This window comes from Kitasatospora sp. P5_F3, assembly GCF_054049135.1.
The window spans coordinates 1-18,521 of record NZ_JBFUMY010000082.1 but is presented as its reverse complement, the minus strand read 5'-3'; the positions used below and the strand labels follow the sequence as shown (position 1 = coordinate 18,521).

Genomic DNA, 18,521 nt, shown 5'->3' with positions numbered 1-18,521 from the left:
GGCCCCGTACGCCGTACGGGGCCTGACTCGTCGGTACTTCGCTGCGAAACTCAGGGGAGCAGTCGCTCCACCGCCGCCGGGCCTTCGACTTCGAGCTGTCTGCGCGCCTTGTCGAGCAACTTCGGGGTGGGGGTCCGCCCCGACGCCATCACCAGGTCCTCGGGGTCCACCGGGTGCTCGCCACCGGTGTGCAACAGCTTGTCCGGCGTCGGTCGCGAGTCCGGGTCGTCCGCTTGGGTCATGTCATGCCTCCCGTGTCCTCGGGTGCGCACCGGGCACCCGCACCCCGAGTCTGCGCCTGCCCGCCGGAGCCCGCGAGCGGACTGCGCCGGTCAGTCCAGCGGCCCGCCGGCCACGTAGATGACCTGGCCGGAGACGAAGCCGGCGCCCTCGCCCGCGAGGAAGGAGATGGTGTTGGCGATGTCCTCCGGGGTGCCCACCCGGTTGACCGGGATCTGGGTGGCGGCGGCGGCCTTGAAGGCCTCGAACTCCATCCCGATCCGGGCCGCGGTGGCGGCGGTCATCTCGGTGGCGATGAAGCCGGGGGCGACCGCGTTGGCGGTGACGCCGAACTTGCCGAGCTCGATCGCCAGGGTCTTGGTGAAGCCCTGCAGACCGGCCTTGGCGGCCGAGTAGTTGGCCTGGCCCCGGTTGCCCTGGGCCGAGGAGGAGGAGAGGTTGACGATCCGGCCGAACCCGGCGTCCACCATGTGCTTCTGGCAGGCCTTGGACATCAGGAAAGCGCCCTTGAGGTGCACGTTCATCACGGTGTCCCAGTCCGACTCGGACATCTTGAAGAGCAGGTTGTCGCGCAGCACCCCGGCGTTGTTGACCAGCACCACCGGGGCACCCAGCTCGGCGGCGATCCGGTCCACCGCGGCCTGCACCTGCCCGGCGTCCGAGACGTCCGCGCCGACCGCCAGGGCCCGGCCGCCGGCCGCGGCGATCCGCTCGACGGTCTCCTTGCCGGCCTCCTCGGTCAGGTCCACCACCGCGACCGCGTAACCGTCGGCGGCCAGCCGGAGCGCGGTGGCCGCGCCGATCCCTCGAGCCGCACCGGTGACCACCGCTACGCGCGGGGAGCTGCTCTGCTCGGTCATGTTCGTACTCGTCTCTCTCGGAGGGGTGACAGCAAATCGTGACCTTGACCGCGACCGGCTCAAGGGGACGCTGCGGCGGCCAGATTACCGACCGGTAGGAATGCTGACCAGAGGACAGAGCCGCAGGTGACAGAGGGTGAGGTCGGCCGCGAGCGGGAGTTGTGCCGATCAAGTGGACGTGAGCGCGACATACGGCGGAAATATGCCAACTTCGCCGAACAAACATCTACTATTGGCCCCCGCCTGCCGGTACGGGCCGACCGTTTGTATAGTGTGCGCCAGCAGCCACCGGCTGCACGGCTGGCGCGCCTACCCTCACAGCGGGACGCTCACTCGCCGTTACTGCCCCGCCCGGGTGTCCCACACACACCGGGTGTGACATCGGGACGGATTTCATGGTGCTGGGGGAGATCCCGACGACCCGCGTGACCGGTCGGCTGCAGCAGTCGCCCGGACACCTCATCCGCGTGGCCCAGCAGGTGCACACCCGCCTCTGGTCCGAGCATGTCGGCAACGAGTTGACGGCGCCTCAGTTCGCCGTACTTCTCGCGTTGGCGCTCGAACCAGGAGCGGATCAGCGCACCGTCGGCGAACGGGCCTCGCTCGACAAGGCCACGATGGCCGAAATGGTTGCCCGGCTGGTCCGGCGCGGCCTGGTCCTACGCCGCCGCGACCCCGCTGACGGTCGCCGCAAACTGCTCGCCCTGTCGCAGAACGGCGCCCAGGCTGTCCGTGAGGCGACCGGCGGAGTCGTCCGTGTGCAGCGGACGCTCTTCGAACCGCTGAGCCCGGACGAGCAGCTCGAACTGGTCCGGGTGATGGCCAAGATCGCCCGGCTGGAGCCCGCGGCGGTCGCCGCGCTGACCGATGCCCGGCCGCTGCTGGATGCCCAGCGCGCGGTCGGCTATCTGATCCGGGTCAGCCAGCAGGTGCACACCAAGCTCTGGTCCGACCAGGTCGGTTCCGACCTGACGGCGCCGCAGTACGCGGTGCTGGACGCGTTGGAGGCCGAGCCGGGCGCAGACCAGCGCACGGTCGGTGAGCTGGCCTCGCTGGACAAGGCCACGATGGCGGAGATGGTCAGCCGGCTGGTCCGGCGCGGCCTGGTGCTCCGTCGCCGGGACCCGCTGGACGGGCGGCGCAACCTGCTCTCGCTCTCGCCCGCGGGGCAGGAACTGCTGCACCGGTCCTCCGCCGGAGTACGCGCGGTGCAGGAACTGCTGCTGGCTCCGCTGGAGCCGCACGAGCACGCCGCCGCGATGGCGCTGCTCGCCAAGGCGGCCCGGCTGTAACGATTCACCAGGTGCCATGGACCTGGCAGGAACGATTTGCCAGCGCCCGGAAGCATGAGCGCAGCCCGACGGCCGCCACCCCATCCGCAGGGGGKGGCGGCCTTCGGCTTGAGACCCTGGGTCAGTTCCAATCGAAGGACTGCGGGTCCGGGCCGAGGCGCTTGCCGGTCTCCAGTGCCGCGATCGCGGTCAGGTCGTCCGCGTCCAGCTCGAAGCCGGTCACGTCCAGGTTCTCCACGATCCGGGACGGGGTGACCGACTTCGGGATGGCGATGATGCCGCTCTGCAGGTGCCAGCGCAGCACCACCTGGGCCACCGTGCGGCCGTGCTTCTCGGCGATCTTCACCAGCGCGGGCTCGGTGAGCAGGTCCTTGCCCTGACCCAGCGGGCTCCAGGCCTCCGTCGCGATGCCGTGCTCCGCGTGGTAGGCGCGCAGCTCGTGCTGCGGGAAGTGCGGGTGCAGCTCGACCTGGTTCAGCACCGGGACGATGCCGCTCTGCTGGGCGAGCGCGTCCAGCTGGACCGGGCCGAAGTTGGAGACGCCGACCGACTTGGCGCGGCCGTCGGCGGCCAGCTTCTCGAACGCCTTCCAGACGTTGCCGAAGCTGCCGTGCATCGGGCGCGGCCAGTGGATCAGGTAGAGGTCGACGTACTCCAGGCCGAGCTTGCCGAGCGAGTCGTCGAAGGCGCGCAGGACCGCGTCCTGGCCCTGCTGGCCGGACCAGTCGGCGGTGCCCGAGTTCCACAGCTTGGTGGTGATGTACAGCTCCTCGCGGGGCACCCCGGCCGCCGCGATCGCCTTGCCGGTGCCGGCCTCGTTCTCGTAGATCGCGGCGGTGTCGATGCTGCGGTAGCCGACCTTGATCGCCGTCTCGACCGCCGTCGCCGCCTCGTCGTCCGCGACCTGCCAGACGCCGAAGCCGAGCTGCGGGATGGTGAGGCCGTTGTTCAGGGTGATGCTCGGGATGGTGCTCACGGGGAAGGGGTGCCCTCCAGGTCGTCCAATGCTGCCGACAGTGAATCAACTGGTGGTCTCGACCACGTGTTCCCGATTGGTGAAAATTCACCGGAATTGATTACTCCGTGACCGCTCCGCCCGCTGTGACGTGGCCGGACGACGTGGCCGGTCCCGGAAAACCTGTTGCGATCGCGGTGTGACCCACGGCACGCTCGATGCCCATGACGTCGTGACCGATAGTCCCCTCTCGACTCCCCTCCGCCGCCCCGCCCGCGATCCGGGCCCGGCCGCGCACCCCTGCCCGAACCACCCCCGCATCGGAGCGTCATGCCGCTCACCACCCTGCCGATGGCCGACCCCGGCCGTCCGGATCTCGACTCCCCGCTCGCCTTCCTGCGCTGGCTCCAGCGCAGCCAGCGCCGAGGCCAGTGGCTGGCCACCCTCTGGGGGACGGTGGAGATGGGCGCGATGGCCGCCCTCCCGGTCGCCCTCGGTCTCGGTATCCAGGCCGCCGTCAACCACGACACCGGCGGCGTCTGGCGGGCCGGTGCGCTGGCCGTGCTGCTCACCGTCGTCAACTCCACCGGCACCGTGATGCTGCACCGCCAGGCGGTGTGGAACTGGATCACCGCCGCCGCCCAGACCCGCCAGCTGGTGGCCCGGCAGGCCAGCGCCCTCGGGGCCGGACTGTCCCGCCGGATCGCCACCGGCGAGATCGTCGCGGTCAGCAGCGGCGACGTGGAGAAGATCGGCTGGTACGTCGAGCTGGTCGCCCGGGTCCGGGCCGCCGTGCTGGTCTGGCTGGCCGTCAGCCTGGTCGTGCTGGTCCAGCAGCCACTGCTGGGCGCCGCCGTGCTGCTCGGCGTCCCGGTGCTCGCGGTCTCCGTGCTGCCGCTGCTCGGCCCGTTCGAGCGCCGGTACAGCGAGCAGCGCGCGCTCGGCGGCAAGGCCACCGAGCTGGCCGCCGACACCGTCGCCGGGCTGCGCGTGCTGCGCGGCATCGGCGGTGAGGAGCTCTTCCTGGAGCGCTACCGGCAGGCCTCGCAGCAGGTCCGCGGAGCTGCCGTCCGGACGGCCAGGGTCTGGTCGCTGATGCAGGCTCAGCAGGTGCTGCTGCCCGGCCTGTTCGTGGTCGGCGTCACCTGGTACGGCGTCGAACTGGCCGCCGACGGCGCGATCGGCGTCGGCGAGCTGGTCGCCGTGTACGGCGCGACCGCCTTCCTGGCCGCCCCGCTGCGCATCCTCGGCGAGGCCGCGCACGCCTGGAGCGTCGCCCGGGTCTCCGCCGGGCGGGCCACCCGGGTGCTCTCGCTGCGGCGCACCGCCGACGCGGCCGGGCTGACCGGCACGCTGGCCGCCCCTGGGCGGTCCGACCTGCACGACCCGGTCACCGGGCTGACCATCCGGGCCGGCCGGCTGACCGCCGTGGTCTGCGCCGACCCCGAGGTGGCCGACCGGCTGGCGGACCGGCTGGGCGGTCACGTACCGCTGGCCGAGGGCGAACTCCCGGACCCCTCGGCCCGGTTGGGTGGGATCGAGCTGGACTCCGTGCCGCTGGCCGTGGCCCGGGCGGCCGTGCTGGTGCACGACAAGGAGCCGGTGCTGCTCTCCGGCACGCTGGCCGAGCTGTTCGAGATCCCGTCCTCCGGCCGGGTCGGCCCGGCCGAGGCGATCGCCGCCGCCCAGGCCGAGGACGTCCTGGACGCCCTGGTCGACGGCTCACCGGAGGCGGACGGCGACCCGATGCGGGCGCTGATCACCGAGCGCGGCCGCTCGCTCTCCGGTGGCCAGCGGCAGCGGCTGGCGCTGGCCCGGGTGCTGGCGGCCGACCCGCCGGTGCTGGTGCTGGACGAGCCGACCAGCGCGGTCGACGCGCACACCGAGTCCCGGATCGCGGCCGGTCTGCGCGGCATCCGGGCGGAGCGGACCACGGTGGTGATCGCCACCAGCCCGCTGCTGCTCGACCAGGCCGACACCGTGGTGCTGATCGACGGCGGCCGCGTCACCGCCACCGGCACCCACCGCGAACTCCTGCACACCGCCCCGCACTACCGGGCCGTGGTCACCCGTGAGGACGACCAGGTCGCTATCGAGGAGAAGGTATGAAGCCGCCCACGATCCAGGAACGCGGCCCCGCGACCATGCTGCCGGTCGGTTCGCCGGCCACCGTGCGGGCGTACGTCCGGCTGCTGGCGCGCCGTCACTTCCGCGGCTTCGGCACGGTGGTGGGGCTGCACACGGTGGCCACGCTGGCCGGGCTGGTCGGTCCGTGGGTGCTCGGCTCGCTGGTCGAGGACCTGAGTGCGGGCACCGCGCAGGGCAAGGTGCTGTCGGCGGTCGGCTGGTACCTCGGCGCGCTGGTGGTGCAGTCGGCGTTCACGGGCTGGTCCCGGCTGCGCGGCGGGGTACTCGGCGAGGAGGTGCTGGCCGACCTGCGGGAGGACTTCCTGGTCCGCTCGGTGGCGCTGCCGCCGGGTGTGCTCGAGCGGGCCGGTACCGGGGACCTGGTCTCGCGCGGCACCACCGACATCGACCGGCTGTCCAAGTCGATCCGGGAGGCGGTGCCCGAGCTCGCGGTCGCGCTGGTCTCGCTGGTGCTGGTGCTCGGCGCGCTGGTGGTGACCTCGCCGCTGCTGGCGATCACCGTGGTGGTCGCCCTGCCGCTGCTCCTGTTCACCTCGCGCTGGTACTTCCGCCGGGCCCCGCAGTCCTACCGGGCCGAGTCGGCCGGGTACGCGGCGGTCAACACCGTGCTGGCCGAGACGGTGGACGCCGGCCGGACGGTCGAGTCGCTCCGGCTCGGCACCGACCGGGTGGAGCTGACGGACCGCAAGATCGGCGAGTGGCAGGCCTGGGAGCGGTACACGCTCTGGCTGCGCTCGGTCTGGTTCCCGACGGTCGAGGCGACGTACGCGATCATCATCGTCGGCACCCTGGTGCTCGGCGGGCTGTTCACCGTGCGGGGCTGGCTGACGGTGGGTGAGCTGACGGCCGGTGTGCTGTACGCGCAGGCGCTCACCCACCCGGTCGACCTGATCCTGCGCTGGTACGACGAGCTCCAGGTCGGCCAGGCCTCGCTGGCCAGGCTGGTCGGCGTCCAGGAGGTCGAGGACCCGGAGACGGACCAGCTCGCCGTGCCGGACGGCCGCCGGGTCGAGGCCACCGACGTGCGGTTCGGCTACCGCGAGGGCGCCGACGTGCTGCACGGCATCAGCCTGGACGTGGCACCGGGCAGCCGGGTCGCGCTGGTCGGTCCCTCGGGTGCGGGCAAGTCCACCCTCGGGCGGCTGCTGGCCGGGATCTACGCCCCCGGCCGGGGCAGCGTCACGCTGGGCGGCACCGCACTGGCCCGGATGCCCGCCGAGCGGGTGAGGACCGAGGTGGCGCTGGTCAACCAGGAGCACCACGTCTTCGTCGGCACCCTGCGGGACAACCTGCGGCTGGCCCGGCCCGACGCGGACGACACCGAGCTGCGGGCCGCGCTGGACGCGGTGGACGCGGGGGAGTGGGCCGAGGCGCTCGCCGACGGCCTCGACACCGAGGTCGGCTCCGGCGGGGTGGCGCTGACACCCCCTCAGGCGCAGCAGCTCGCCCTGGCCCGGCTGGTCCTGGCGGATCCGCACACGCTGGTGCTGGACGAGGCGACCTCGCTGCTCGACCCGCGCGCGGCCCGGCACCTGGAACGCTCGCTGTCCCGGGTGCTGGCCGGCCGTACGGTGATCGCGATCGCGCACCGGCTGCACACCGCCCACGACGCCGACGTGATCGCGGTGGTCGAACGCGGCCGGATCAGCGAGTACGGCGCCCACCACGAACTGGTCGCGGCGGACGGTCCGTACGCGGCCCTCTGGCGCAGCTGGCGGGACGAGCACTAACCACCGAGCGGAGCCAGGGTGTTGTCGTAGGGCGAGCCGGGGATGCGGGTCAGGGTCTCGGCCCGTTCCCGGCGGGCGGTCTCCACCTCCAGCCTGGTCCGGGTGGCGGTCAACTGCTGCCGGGTGACATCCAGTTCGCGGCGGAGCCGGGCGTTCTCGGCCAGCAGGGTGGGCACGTCCGGCACATCCCGGACGGTCCGCCCCGGCCGGGAGGCCGCGGGCGAGGGGATCCGGCCCGGAGCCGTCGTCCGGTTGACGCCCTGTCTGATCTCCTCCGTCTCGATGGCGTTCCGAAGTGCCGTCGGGCCCAGCTGGGCGCGCCGCTCGGCGGTGCGCAGCAGGGTGTCGGCGAGTTCGGGCCGGTCGCGTTCACGCAGCGCCAGCACCAGTTGGGCGACCGACGGTGCGGAGCGGTCGGCGGCGCTGTCCAGCACGGAGGCGGTGGCGCCGGGGAAGGCGGGCAGCGCGGTGAGGATCTCCAGGGCGTCCGAGGTCAGCCGGTTCCGGGTGGCCCAGGCCAGCAGGCCGATGCCGACGTCCGGCAGACCTGCCTCGTCGAGCCGGTGGATCAGCGGCTGGTACTGGGTGACCGGCAGGCTCTCCACCGCACGGGAGAGCAGCCGCATCAGACTGCCGCGGCGGTCCAGGGCCGAGCCGAGCTCGGCGATCTCGGCTGCCGGGCGGTGCTGGACGAAGGCCACCGTGAGATCGGCCGCGTGCACCACCATGTCCTGTGCCTCGAACTGCTGCACGATCTCGATCACGTCGGGGACGGGCCTGGCGGTCGCGGCGTACTGCCGGGTGGCCTCCAGCCGGTGCCGGCCGGTCTTGAAGTCCAGCGCGGCGAGCACCCCGACCAACAGGGCCGGTGCCCCGGTCCTGATCAGTTCGTCGTATGCCTCGTCGGCGAACAGGCTCAGGCCGACCCGGGCGAGTTGGCCCAGGAACTCCGCAGCATCGGGGGCGCGCCGCCGGCCCAGCACACCCGCCGTCAGCTGCCGGACGTAGGCGGCCCGGTCGGCGTCGGCGAGGTCGACGGCCAGGGAGATCAGATCGGCGATGGTGCGCTCGCGCGCCGCGTGGTCCAGGCAGTGGTCGACCGTCCGGTCGAACCGCTGCCCGGTGCCCAGTTCGACCAGCAGCGCGCGGACCTCGCCGACCGGCCGGAACGCCGCCGCGGCCGCCGCCACGGTGTCGCCCAGCTCGGGTGACAGGCCCCGCCCGTGCAGGTGCGCCACCAGGCGGGCGAGGTCCTGCCAGGACTGGTGCCGGACGGCCGTCCGCACCACCGTCGCGGTGTACTCGTCCAAGGCCCGGTCGTCGAACGCGCCGATCAGGTCGGACACCTCGTCGACCCCCCGGCCCAGCACGGCGGCGGGCAGGGCGTCGATGGCCTGCTCGGGCGTCCCGGCGTCGTGCAGGGCCACGAAGAGCGCCACCGCGTCGGAGATCGGCCGGTGCCGGCCCGCCGAGCGGATCAGCTCGGCCGCCACCGGCCGGTGCTTGTCGTCGGCCTGCGCCACGAAGCCGACCAACTGCCCCACGGTGGCCCGGTCCATGGTCGACATCAGTTCGTGGACGGTGGCCTCCCGTGGGGCCGGTTCATCGGCCAGCCGCAGCTGCCAGAGCAGCAGGCGGCACAGCTCCTTGGCCCGTAGCGCCCAGGCCTGCTCGCGGAGCAGTTCCTCGCGCAGTTCCTGCACCTGCCGGTGGAGCGCGTCGCGCTCCTGTTCGGTGCGGATGTGCTCGGTCAGCCGGGTGTCCCGGTCGCGTTCCTGGCGCAGCGAGTGCAGCCGGTCCTCGACCAGTCCGAGGGTCTCCTCCCGAGCCGCCAACTGCTGGACCAGCCTGAGCTGTTCCTGCCGGCAGTCGGCCAGCTCCTCGCGGGTCTCCTCCAGCTGCGCCTGGAGCTGCTGGACGGCGCCGCCGCCGCGCAGCGCCTGCTCCCTGAGTCGGAGCAGCTCGGACCGGTCGCCCTCGTCGACCGGGTGTCCCTTGTCCGCCAGGTCCTCGAACAGGTCGATGAGAAAGTCCAGCGGCGGGATCCGGTCCCCCTTCAGGTACCGGCAGACGGCGGACGGTGTGAGGTGCCGCTGCTTCCCGTAGACGCGGTAACTGATCCCGAGGGCGACGAACAGCGGTCGCAGGCGGGCAGCGAAGTTCTCCCGTTCGCCGACCGTCGTGCCTGCCCGGAGGACGGGCAGGTTCTCGGGGTGCTCGTCGTTGCTCACTGCACCGTCCTTGTCGGGTTGCTCACTGTCTCTCATTGTCAGTGCGAGCTCGGTCGGTGGCCGCCGTTGCCAGGGGATTGTCAACACACCTGTCCTGAACGGCAGCTGACGGTGCGTGTGCCCGGTAACCGGCAACGCGCGGGGCCGGTGTTCCCGGCGACATCGGCAACGCGTTCCCACTGCCGCACCGCCCGGCGGCGCGGCCAGGGTGAGCGGAGGCGCCCGGAGCCGCCGGGTGCCGCCGAACGATCAGGAGCTCACCGTGACCCGCACTGCCTTCGTTCTGCTGGCCACCGCCGTGGCGGTGCTGTTCGCCCTGCTGGTCGCCGTCGGGGCAGGGGTGCTGGCCCGGCTGGACGGGCGTGGCTACCCGGCGGCGGTCGTCCTGGCCGGGGCGGCGTTCGCCGGGACGCTGACGCTGGCGGCGGTGCTGACGGCCTGTCTGGTCACGCTGCTCCGAGGATGAGTGGTCGGGCCCGGGCAGGCCGCTCGGCCGTACGGGTGGTGGTCCGGCGTGGCCGTCGGGGGTGCTGTGGCTCCGGGGCGCAGACTCCTGGGGTGACCAAGACTTCTGGCGGTACGTCAACCCCCTCCGGGGGCGGCAAGCGGAGCGAGATCGCGGGCATCCCGACCCGGGCCATCGCGATCGGCGTGATCGTGGTGCTCGCGGTCTGGTTCCTGCTGGCCAACCTGAACAAGGTGAAGATCCAGTTCTGGGTGTTCACGGTGGAGGCACCGCTCTGGATCGCCCTGCTGGCGACGCTGCTGGCGGGTGCCGCGCTGGGGTGGCTGCTGAAGGGCCGCCGGAGCAAGTGACTGCCCCGCCCGGGGTGTCGACGGGGCTGCCGCCCGAGGCGCAGTGATCCATTCCGTTCGGCGAACTCCCGGACCGGGACCCCAAATTCTGCTTATCATTCGGGGGTGTTCGACTCCCGGCACATCAGGACCTTCCACGAGGTGGTCAGCACCGGTTCGTACTCGGCGGCGGCCCGGGCGCTGGGCTACACCCAGCCCGCGATCACCCAGCAGATGAAGGCACTCGAACGGACCGTCGGCGTACCGCTGTTCACCCGGGCGGGCCGGGGGCTGCGGCTGACCGAGGCGGGCGAGGCGCTGGCCAGGCATGCCGAGGTGATCCTCGGCGACCTGCGGGCCGCGCAGCAGCAGCTCGGCGCGCTGGCCCGGCTGCGGGCCGGGCGGGTCCGGGTCTGTGCCTTCCCGAGCGCCAATGCGACGCTGATCCCGGCGGCGATGGCCCGGCTGCTGGCCGAGCACCCCGGCGTCCGGGTGGAGCTGCTGGAGGCCGAACCGCCCGAGTCGGTGCAGCGGTTGCTGCGCGGCGAGTGCGACATCGCGCTGGCCTTCCACTACCCGGGCGCGCCGGCCGAGGTGCCGCCCGAGCTGGTCGAGACGCCGCTGATGGAGGATCAGCTGACCGTGCTGCTGCCGGTCGGCCACCCGCTGGCCCGGCGGCACGCCGTCCGGCTGACCGACCTCGCCGAGGAACGCTGGATCGCCGGCTGCCCGCGCTGCCGGGCCAACCTGCTCCAGGTCTGTGCCGCCCAGGGCTTCGCCCCCGACGTGGTGTTCACCACCGACGACAACCTGGCCGTGCAGAGCCTGGTGGCCGCCGGGGTCGGGATCGCCCTGATGCCCGCCCTGGTGCTCTCCTTCATGTGCCACCGCAAGGTCACCGGACGGCTGGCCGAACCGCACGTGCGCCGCAAGGTCTCCGCGTACGTGCTCCGCGAGCACCTGCGGATACCGGCCACCACGCTGGTGCTGAACGAGCTCAGGGCGGCCGCCGCCGCGCGGGTGGGCTGCTGACCGGCTCCCGATCCATAAGCGGGAACCGACAAAACGCCAAGGAACTGTCGTTGGACGGTGCGCCGGAGGCGGCCGGACGATCCTGGCATGACAACCTCCGCCGCGTTACCCAGGGTTGCCCGTACCGACCGGGCGGACGACCTGGTCGCCGAGCTGCGCCGGGCCGTCGGCCGGGGCCTGCCGCCTGATCTGACCGCCCACCTGGCCGCCGAGTGCCTGCTGCCGCACCTCGGGGCGTCCGATCTGCTCACCGGCGCGCAGCAGACCGGTGACCCGGCGAGCTACCGCCAGCACCTGCTGCACGCCGAGCCGGACGGCAGCTTCTCGCTGGTCGCGCTGGTCTGGCTGCCCGGCCAGCACACCAGCGTGCACGACCACCTGTCCTGGTGCGCCACCGGCGTCCACCTGGGCGAGGAGACCGAACGCCGCTACCGGCTGGTCCCGGACGGCCCGACCGCCCGGCTGGTGGCCACCGGCGACGTGGTCAACCCGAGCGGTACGGTCTGCGGCTTCGCCCCGCCCGGCGACATCCACCGGGTCCGCAACAGCGGCACCGGCACCGCCGTCTCGCTGCACGTGTACGGTGCGGACCTGGCCAGGATCGGCAGCAGCATCCGCCGGGTCTACCAACTGCCCACCGAGGGCTGACCGGTGGCGATCCCGCTGCGGGCCGTGCCGCACCCGGTCATGCCGGCCGGGCTGCGCCGGAACGGCCCCGGCCTTGCTCTCGCGGCGACCGGCGTGGCCGCGGCCTGGTGCCTGCACCGGGTGCTGCCGGCCGTGCCGCTGCTGACCCTCGCCGTGCTGCTCGGAGTGACGGCCGGTCAGCTGCCCCGGCTGCGGACGGTGGTGACCGGCCCGGCGAGGGCCGGACTGGCGCTGGCTGCCCGGCGGTTGATGCGGGCCGGGATCGTGCTGCTCGGCCTCCGGCTCGGCCTGCGGGACGTGCTCGGGCTCGGCTGGGCGACCGTACTGATGGTGCTGGCGGTGGTGGCCGCGACCTTCTTCGGCACCTGCTGGCTGGGCCGCAGGCTCGGACTGCCGGGCGACCAGCCGCTGCTGATCGCCACCGGGTACTCGATCTGCGGAGCCTCGGCGATCGGTGCGGTCGGCCAGGCCACCGGCAGTGACGAGGAGGACATCGCCACCTCGTGCGCACTGGTGACCCTCTGCGGCACGCTGGCGATCGCCGTACTCCCGCTGTTGCAGGGCCCGTTGGGCCTGGACGCGGGCGAGTTCGGCCGCTGGGTGGGCGCCGGGGTGCACGATGTCGGACAGGTGGTGGCGACCGCGCAGACCGCCGGGCCGGAGGCGCTGCGGGAGGCGGTGCTGGTCAAGCTGATCCGGGTGGCCATGCTGGCGCCGCTGGTGGCCGGGGTCGCGGTGGCGGTGGCCCGGCGCCCCGGGCGCGCCGCCGGGGTGACCCGGCCGCCGCTGCTGCCGCTGTTCGTGGTCGGCTTCCTGGCGATGGTGGCGCTGAACAGCACCGGAGCCGTCCCGGTCGGTGCGCTGGAGCTGGCCGGGCACGCGCAGGAGCTCCTGCTGGCGGCCGCCCTGTTCGCGCTCGGCAGCGCGGTCCGGCTCGGCGCGCTGGCCCGGACCGGCGGGCGGGTGGCGCTGCTCGGTCTTGCCTCCTGGGTACTGGTGGCCGGGGCGGCGTACGGGGGAGTGCTGCTGACCGGCTGACCCGGGCGGGTCCGGTTTTGGGTAACACTCCGGTCGTTAACCGTAGTTGACCCCTTGCGGCGGGCACCGGCGACGGCGCCAGCTGGCGTCACCAGAGGTGCAGGAAGCTCCGGACGTCGTCATAACCGTCGAGAGCCCGACCATCCACGTCCGCCGGGTCCGTCTCAGCACGCACCGCCAGCGACTTCGCCAGCGCGATGGCGTCGTCGCCGAGATGGCCGAAGCGTCGAGCGGCATGGCCCAGGCACAGGCCGGCCAGCCCGAGAAGCGGACTGCCCGACACGGCGCGCGTCCCGGCCTCCATGCACCAGTGCTCGACGAACTCCCGGTCGCCGTCGCGCAAGGCGATTCCGACCAGGGCGTCCGCCGCTTCGCCCTCGTGCGAGCGGTTACGCAGAGCCCGCTCCAACGTCTCGGCCACCACCTCATGAGGCAGCGCGGGAGGGTTCTCGAAGCTCAGGTGAGTCACCAGGCGCCCCCGGACTGCCGATAGTTGTCCGCCTCCGGTGAGTACGGCCCTTGAGGCCGCTTGCGGAACAGTTTGACGAACGACCTCAGCCCAGTGAGCACCATGCCGACTACACGCCTCATGCGTCCCCCTGCTGACCGGGCTACCGGTGAACCGGCATGCCTGTACATCGAGGGTAGGCGCATCCAAGGCGCAACAACCGGGACTTGAGCGGCACTTGAGGTTGCCGGACAGCGAGACCAGGGTGGGTGTTCAGCCCGACCACCAGAGCCCGCCCGGCCCAATCGGTAGAGGCAGCGCGTTCAGAGTCGTCCCGCTGGCCCTCGGGGGCACGGACGCGGACGGCAACGTGCAAGCGCTGTGCCGCCCGCGTCACAAGGCCACGACGCGCGAGGATTTCGGAGCGGTCAGTACGCCGTTCTGGCGCAGGCTGGGCTACTTCTCCCAGCCGGACGGGAGTTCCCTTGCCGTGGGGTACGTCCCGTCGCTCCCAGTCGTCACCAGGCTGAACAGCCAGGTCTCAGGAAAGAAGTCGCGCGCACTCGGTGCAGCGCCGGCGGTGTAGAGCGCCACCGTGTTACCGGCGTCGTCCCTTACGGCGATCCCGCCCGGAAGTGCATTCCCGCCGCTGACGGTCAGGACTGGCACACCATCGACGTACTCCAACGTGAGCGTTCCGGGCTCTACGACCGGGTCCAGGTTGACGCGGGTCCCCTCGGGCGCGTCGCCCTGCGGTGTCTTGTCAGTCACGTTCGGTTGTCCTCTCGCTGGCCGGTTCGCTGTCGAGCGTGGCGCATCATTCCATGACGCGTCGTCACCACAGCACCACTTCCACCCGATTGGGGGTTCCCATGCCCCGAGCGGCTCGCGGAGCAGCCGGACGGGCCGTTGGCCGAGGCGACGTTGAACATGCTCCGGCGGGGTAACCGGTTCGGGACCATCAACCGGCCTACGTGGTTRGCGATTTGGTCGGAAGTCTTTGTCGCGGCACCGGAGGGGAAGCCATGAGCGTGGTCGAGTTCTACCCGGACGGGTTCTGGGGCCTGCACTGGGAAGCAGCTGCACCACCGAACAGTGACGGGGACGTGGCCAGCCCCGGAGGCGTCGTCGTCGGCACCCCCATTCTCGCCCCGCGGCGGAGCCGCAAGCCAGCAGAGCCCCGAGCCCCTGGTGGTGCACCGTGTGCCCGAGCCCTACTAGAGTCGGGTCGCGTACGACCACCTAGCGAAGGACCCAGCGATGACCGTGCTCCCCGACCGGGACGGATTCGAGGCCCCCGTCACACTCGACCGGCGCGAGGGCCCGTACGGCGAGGTGGCGCTGCGGCGGCGCGGCGGGCACTACGAGATCATCGCGAACGGCTGCTTCCTGATGGACACCGCCGACGGCCGGTCCGAACGGCTGCTGATCCAGGCCGCGTTGGACGAGCTGACGGTCGAGCGGCCAGCGGTGCTGATCGGTGGCCTCGGGGTCGGCTTCTCGCTCGCGTACGCGGCGGCCGAGCCGCGCTGGGCGCGGATCGCGGTGGCCGAGCGGGAGGACGCGATCATCGAATGGCACCGCACCGGACCGCTGGCCGCGTTCTCCGAGCACGCTCTGGACGACCCCCGGGTGGCGGTGCTGCACGGTGACCTGGTGGCCTACCTGGCGGCTGACGGGGAGTGCTTCGACGCGCTCTGCCTCGACATCGACAACGGCCCGGACTGGACGGTCACCGAGGAGAACTCCGGCCTGTACGGCCCGGCCGGGCTGGCCGCCGCGCAGCGTCGGCTCAACCCCGGCGGGGTGCTGGCGGTGTGGAGCGCGCAGCCGTCCGCAGGCTTCGAGGAAGCACTGCGGACGGCCGGGTTCGTGGACGTGCGGACCGAGGAGATCCCGGTGCTGCGCGGCGTACCCGATGTGGTGCACCTGGCACGCCGCGCCTGACGTTATCTCAGGCCGCTGTCCACCGCGCTCATCAGCTCGCCGTTGGCGGTGTCACCGTCGAACGACCAGAGCATCGCGCCCGCCAGGCCCTGGGCCTTGATCCAGGCGGTCTTGCGGAGGATCTCGGTCGGGTCGTCGTAGGTGTAGAGGACCGTGCCGTTGTAGATGTAGGCGTGGCCCGCCACCGGGTCGCGGTAGATGGTGTAACCACCGCTCGCGGCCATGGTCTTGAGCTTGTGGTAGTCCTCGTACCCGTTCTCGTAGGTGCCCGGGGCCGGGCCGGTCGAGGTCTGGTAGAGGCCGTTGGTGGTGCCGCGCGGCACGCCGGTCCAGCCTCGGCCGTAGAACGGGATGCCGAGGGTCAGCTTGCTCTTCGGCGCGCCCTTGGTGAGGTAGGCGTTGATCGCGATCTCGGAGCTGAACTGCCGGTTGGGGGCACTCGGGTCGGCAGCCGCCAGCTTGATCGAGGACTGCTGGTTGGTCTGGGTCTCCCAGGCGCCGTGGTAGTCGTAGCCCTGGATGGTGGCGAAGTCGAAGGCGCCGAACAGGCCGGGCACGTCGATGCCGAGGTCGATCTTGGCCGGGTCGGCCGGCAGGAAGGCGCTCAGGGTGTACTTCTTGCCGGTGGTGGCGGTCAGCGCGTCCAGCTGGCGGCGGAACTCCTGGGCCAGCAGGGTGTAGTTGGCCTTGTCCTGGGGTCGGATGACGTTACCGAGGTGACCCTCGGAGTTCGGCCACTCCCAGTCGAGGTCGATGCCCTCGAAGATGCCCGCCGCCGAGCCCGCGCCGCCGCGGCCGTCGATCACCGGCAGGTTGCCCTTGATGTACATGTCGATGCAGGAGCTGACCAGCGCCTTGCGCGAGGCGTCGGTGAGCGAGGCGTCCGAGAACCACTTGCTGTAGGACCAACCGCCCAGCGAGATCTGCATCTTGAGGTTCGGGTACTTGGTCTTGAGCTGCTTCAGCTGGTTGAAGTTGCCGGCCAGCGTCTGGTCCCAGGTGTCCGTGGTCCCGGCCACCGAGGTGCCCGCGTCCCAGCCCTTGCCGAAGTCCGCCCAGGCGTCACCGGCACCGTCGCCGGCGTTCGGGTCCGAGTCGTTCCCGGCCGCCTTGTTGGTGATGAAGCACTGCTTGCTGGTCGGGTTGATGTTGGCGAAGGCGTAGTTGAGGTGGGTCAGCTTCGCCGCCGTGCCCGAGGTGTCCAGCTGCTTCACGCTGTACCCGCGCGAGTAGATGCTCCACTGGGTGAAGTAGCCGATCTTCAGCGCGTTCGGGTTGACCACCTCCTTGGTGGTCCGGGTGCTCACCGGGCTGGAGGCGAGGGAGGTGTTGCCCGCCGCGTCGCGCGCCTTCACGGTGAAGGTGTAGTCGGTCTCCGGCGTCAGGCCCGTGACCACCGCGCTGGTACCGGTGGTCACCGAGGTGGCCAGTGTGGCGCCGTTGTAGACGTCGTACGCGGTCACCCCGACGTTGTCGGTGCTGGCGGCCCAACTGAGCGCCACCGAACGGGAGTCGGGGGTGGCGGTCGGGGTGCCGGGCTTGGTCGGCGCCTGGGTGTCGGGCTGCGGCGGGGGCACCACGACCTGGACCGGGCCGGCCGGCGCCGAGCGGTTGCCCGCGGCGTCGAAGGCGACCACGGTGATGTTGTACGTACCCGCCGCCAGACCCGAGATGGTGCTGCCGGTGCCGGACACGGTGGCCAGCTTGGTGCTGCCGTTGAAGACGTCGTAGCCGGTGACCCCGACGTTGTCCGTGCTGGCGGTCCAGGAGGCGGTGATCGAGCCGGTGCCCGGCGTGGCCTGCAGGTTGCCCGGCGTGCTCGGGGCGGTCTGGTCGCCGCCACCCGCACACGGGCTGCCGTTCAACTTGCAGTTGAGCAGCGGGGCGTAGGCACCTGAGTAGGCGATGTTGAAGCCGAGGTTGTACGAGGCGCCCGGCGCCAGTGAGCCCGACCAGCTCGGGTTCTTCACCGTCACGTGCGAGGCGGCGGTGGTGTAGGTGGCGTTCCAGAGCGAGGCCACCGTGTTGTTGGCGGGCAGGTCGAACTCGAGTGTCCAGCCGTTCATCGCGGTGGTCTCGTTGTTCTTGATGGTGTAGCTGCCCTCGTAACCGGTGCTCCAGTCACTGCCCTTGGCGAAGGTGGCGGTGGAGGCGGCGGCCTGGGCGACACCGCCCGGCAGGGCGACCGCGATCAGTGGGGCGATCAACGCTCCCGCTGCGAGCAGGGGCAGGCTGAACCGACGTCTGCGCATGGATGAGCTCCTGTCCAGGGAGCGTGCGGCCGTCCGGCCGACGTGCTCCCTACCTGTGGGGAGGTGGCGGTGCCAGGTGCAAAAGTGCTGCGCGCTCCGGCTGTTGACGTGCTGGGGCAGCGCGGAGCGGGGCCGCCGGGCCGTCGGGTTGCCGCGGAGATCCTGTGACAGGAGCGTAGGGACGTCGCTGGGTGCTGGCAATAGGTCTGGACCAGCAGGGCCGTGGACCTGACAGTAATGCGTCAGATCCACGGCCCGTGGTTTGCCGGTGAGTTGGGCTGACCCGCCGTCAGCCGAACGGATTGTTCGCAGGCGGCTCGGGTGCGGCCGCCGGTGCCGGGGCGAAGACGGGTGCCGGGGCGGGTGCGGCGAACGGGTTGAAGTCCGGCGGCGGCACGTTGACCTTCAGGCCCTTGCCGGGGGCGGGCGCATCGGCCTCCGGGGCGGCGGCGGCCGGGGCCGGGGGAGCGAAGGGGTTGAAGTCGGCCGGCGGCACGTTGACCCGGACGCCCTTGCCGGGGGCCGGAGCGGCTGCCGCAGGCGCAGCGGCCGGGGGCGGCGTCGGCGCGGCGACCCGGGCCGGGGCGACGGGCTGAGCGGACGTCACGGTGCCGAACGGGTCGCTCACCTGCTGGGTGGTCACGGTGCCGAACGGGTCGGCGGCGGCCGGAGCAGCGGCCTGGGCGACCGGCTGCGGGGCCGGTGCCGCGGCGAGGACGGGTGCCGGGGCGGGTGCGGCGAACGGGTTGAAGTCGGCCGGGGGCACGTTGACCTTCACGCCCTTGCCGGGGGCGGGGGCGTCGGCAGCGGGTGCGGCGGCTGCCGGGGCSGGGGCSGGGGGAGCGAAGGGGTTGAAGTCGGCCGGCGGCACGTTGACCCGGACGCCCTTGGGGCGCTCCTGCGCC

16 protein-coding genes and 1 pseudogene are annotated in these 18,521 nt (G+C 72.2%); 9 read left to right on the top strand and 8 right to left on the bottom strand.

The window, feature by feature from the left end:
- Positions 1 to 50 precede the first annotated feature (50 nt).
- Entirely contained in the window at positions 51 to 242 is a 192-nt protein-coding gene (locus ACXJMZ_RS31685) for a hypothetical protein (protein ID WP_057240870.1), read from the bottom strand.
- 90 nt (positions 243 to 332) lie between these two features.
- Positions 333 to 1,100 carry a 3-oxoacyl-ACP reductase FabG gene (gene fabG / locus ACXJMZ_RS31680; RefSeq protein ID WP_457033458.1) on the bottom strand — a complete coding sequence of 256 codons (768 nt, stop codon included), beginning with the start codon at positions 1,098 to 1,100 and terminating at the stop codon, positions 333 to 335.
- Positions 1,101 to 1,495: 395 nt separating this feature from the next.
- Between fabG and ACXJMZ_RS31675 the strand changes: the two genes are divergently transcribed.
- A complete protein-coding gene (locus tag ACXJMZ_RS31675) occupies positions 1,496 to 2,392 on the top strand; it encodes a MarR family winged helix-turn-helix transcriptional regulator (RefSeq protein WP_246511128.1) in 897 nt (298 codons plus the stop codon).
- A 121-nt stretch (positions 2,393 to 2,513) separates the two neighbouring features.
- Here the strand turns inward: ACXJMZ_RS31675 and ACXJMZ_RS31670 are convergent, their stop codons facing one another.
- Complete coding sequence (locus tag ACXJMZ_RS31670; RefSeq protein ID WP_457033457.1) at positions 2,514 to 3,368, bottom strand: aldo/keto reductase; 855 nt, start codon at positions 3,366 to 3,368, stop codon at positions 2,514 to 2,516.
- A 309-nt stretch (positions 3,369 to 3,677) separates the two neighbouring features.
- Between ACXJMZ_RS31670 and ACXJMZ_RS31665 the strand changes: the two genes are divergently transcribed.
- Positions 3,678 to 5,456, top strand: a complete 1,779-nt coding sequence (locus ACXJMZ_RS31665; protein WP_457033456.1) for an ABC transporter transmembrane domain-containing protein — start codon at positions 3,678 to 3,680, stop codon at positions 5,454 to 5,456.
- On the top strand, positions 5,453 to 7,225 hold the full coding sequence (locus ACXJMZ_RS31660) for an ABC transporter ATP-binding protein (protein ID WP_457033455.1): 1,773 nt from the start codon (positions 5,453 to 5,455) through the stop codon (positions 7,223 to 7,225). The genes ACXJMZ_RS31665 and ACXJMZ_RS31660 overlap by 4 nt, the downstream gene beginning before the upstream one ends.
- Here the strand turns inward: ACXJMZ_RS31660 and ACXJMZ_RS31655 are convergent.
- Positions 7,222 to 9,456, bottom strand: coding sequence for a hypothetical protein (locus ACXJMZ_RS31655; RefSeq protein ID WP_457033454.1), 2,235 nt, complete (start codon positions 9,454 to 9,456; stop codon positions 7,222 to 7,224). The two genes, ACXJMZ_RS31660 and ACXJMZ_RS31655, sit on opposite strands and share 4 nt — an antisense overlap.
- A gap of 262 nt (positions 9,457 to 9,718) precedes the next feature.
- On the opposite strand from ACXJMZ_RS31655, the gene ACXJMZ_RS31650 reads away from it, so the two are divergent.
- The 5 genes from ACXJMZ_RS31650 (at position 9,719) to ACXJMZ_RS31630 (ending at position 12,969) form a co-directional block, all read left to right on the top strand.
- Positions 9,719 to 9,922 carry a hypothetical protein gene (locus ACXJMZ_RS31650; protein WP_457033453.1) on the top strand — a complete coding sequence of 68 codons (204 nt, stop codon included), beginning with the start codon at positions 9,719 to 9,721 and terminating at the stop codon, positions 9,920 to 9,922.
- A 92-nt stretch (positions 9,923 to 10,014) separates the two neighbouring features.
- Complete coding sequence (locus tag ACXJMZ_RS31645) at positions 10,015 to 10,272, top strand: lipopolysaccharide assembly protein LapA domain-containing protein (RefSeq protein WP_457033452.1); 258 nt, start codon at positions 10,015 to 10,017, stop codon at positions 10,270 to 10,272.
- Between the two features lie 105 nt (positions 10,273 to 10,377).
- A complete protein-coding gene (locus tag ACXJMZ_RS31640) occupies positions 10,378 to 11,283 on the top strand; it encodes a LysR family transcriptional regulator (RefSeq protein ID WP_457033451.1) in 906 nt (301 codons plus the stop codon).
- Positions 11,284 to 11,370: 87 nt separating this feature from the next.
- On the top strand, positions 11,371 to 11,931 hold the full coding sequence (locus ACXJMZ_RS31635) for a cysteine dioxygenase (RefSeq protein ID WP_457033450.1): 561 nt from the start codon (positions 11,371 to 11,373) through the stop codon (positions 11,929 to 11,931).
- 39 nt (positions 11,932 to 11,970) lie between these two features.
- Positions 11,971 to 12,969 (top strand): YeiH family protein, encoded by a 999-nt coding sequence (locus tag ACXJMZ_RS31630; protein ID WP_457033463.1) that lies wholly within the window; start codon positions 11,971 to 11,973, stop codon positions 12,967 to 12,969.
- A gap of 88 nt (positions 12,970 to 13,057) precedes the next feature.
- Here ACXJMZ_RS31630 and ACXJMZ_RS31625 read toward each other — a convergent pair whose 3' ends face one another.
- Positions 13,058 to 13,438, bottom strand: coding sequence for a hypothetical protein (locus ACXJMZ_RS31625; protein WP_457033449.1), 381 nt, complete (start codon positions 13,436 to 13,438; stop codon positions 13,058 to 13,060).
- A gap of 435 nt (positions 13,439 to 13,873) precedes the next feature.
- Entirely contained in the window at positions 13,874 to 14,188 is a 315-nt protein-coding gene (locus ACXJMZ_RS31620) for a hypothetical protein (protein WP_457033448.1), read from the bottom strand.
- Positions 14,189 to 14,677: 489 nt separating this feature from the next.
- Between ACXJMZ_RS31620 and ACXJMZ_RS31615 the strand changes: the two genes are divergently transcribed.
- Positions 14,678 to 15,364, top strand: coding sequence for a spermidine synthase (locus ACXJMZ_RS31615; RefSeq protein ID WP_457033447.1), 687 nt, complete (start codon positions 14,678 to 14,680; stop codon positions 15,362 to 15,364).
- 2 nt (positions 15,365 to 15,366) lie between these two features.
- Here ACXJMZ_RS31615 and ACXJMZ_RS31610 read toward each other — a convergent pair whose 3' ends face one another.
- Positions 15,367 to 17,616: a glycosyl hydrolase family 18 protein gene (locus ACXJMZ_RS31610; protein WP_457033446.1), complete on the bottom strand. Its 2,250-nt coding sequence runs from the start codon at positions 17,614 to 17,616 to the stop codon at positions 15,367 to 15,369.
- A gap of 289 nt (positions 17,617 to 17,905) precedes the next feature.
- A pseudogene (locus ACXJMZ_RS31605) lies at positions 17,906 to 18,521 on the bottom strand (hypothetical protein); the annotation flags it as partial.

Coding starts and splice junctions, on each gene's coding strand:
- ACXJMZ_RS31660 (WP_457033455.1), top strand. CDS start 5,453: ATGAAGCCGCCCACGATCCAGGAACGCGGCCCCGCGACCATGCTGCCG.
- ACXJMZ_RS31630 (WP_457033463.1), top strand. CDS start 11,971: ATGCCGGCCGGGCTGCGCCGGAACGGCCCCGGCCTTGCTCTCGCGGCG.
- ACXJMZ_RS31610 (WP_457033446.1), bottom strand. CDS start 17,616: ATGCGCAGACGTCGGTTCAGCCTGCCCCTGCTCGCAGCGGGAGCGTTG.
- fabG (WP_457033458.1), bottom strand. CDS start 1,100: ATGACCGAGCAGAGCAGCTCCCCGCGCGTAGCGGTGGTCACCGGTGCG.
- ACXJMZ_RS31685 (WP_057240870.1), bottom strand. CDS start 242: ATGACCCAAGCGGACGACCCGGACTCGCGACCGACGCCGGACAAGCTG.
- ACXJMZ_RS31675 (WP_246511128.1), top strand. CDS start 1,496: ATGGTGCTGGGGGAGATCCCGACGACCCGCGTGACCGGTCGGCTGCAG.
- ACXJMZ_RS31665 (WP_457033456.1), top strand. CDS start 3,678: ATGCCGCTCACCACCCTGCCGATGGCCGACCCCGGCCGTCCGGATCTC.
- ACXJMZ_RS31635 (WP_457033450.1), top strand. CDS start 11,371: ATGACAACCTCCGCCGCGTTACCCAGGGTTGCCCGTACCGACCGGGCG.
- ACXJMZ_RS31615 (WP_457033447.1), top strand. CDS start 14,678: ATGACCGTGCTCCCCGACCGGGACGGATTCGAGGCCCCCGTCACACTC.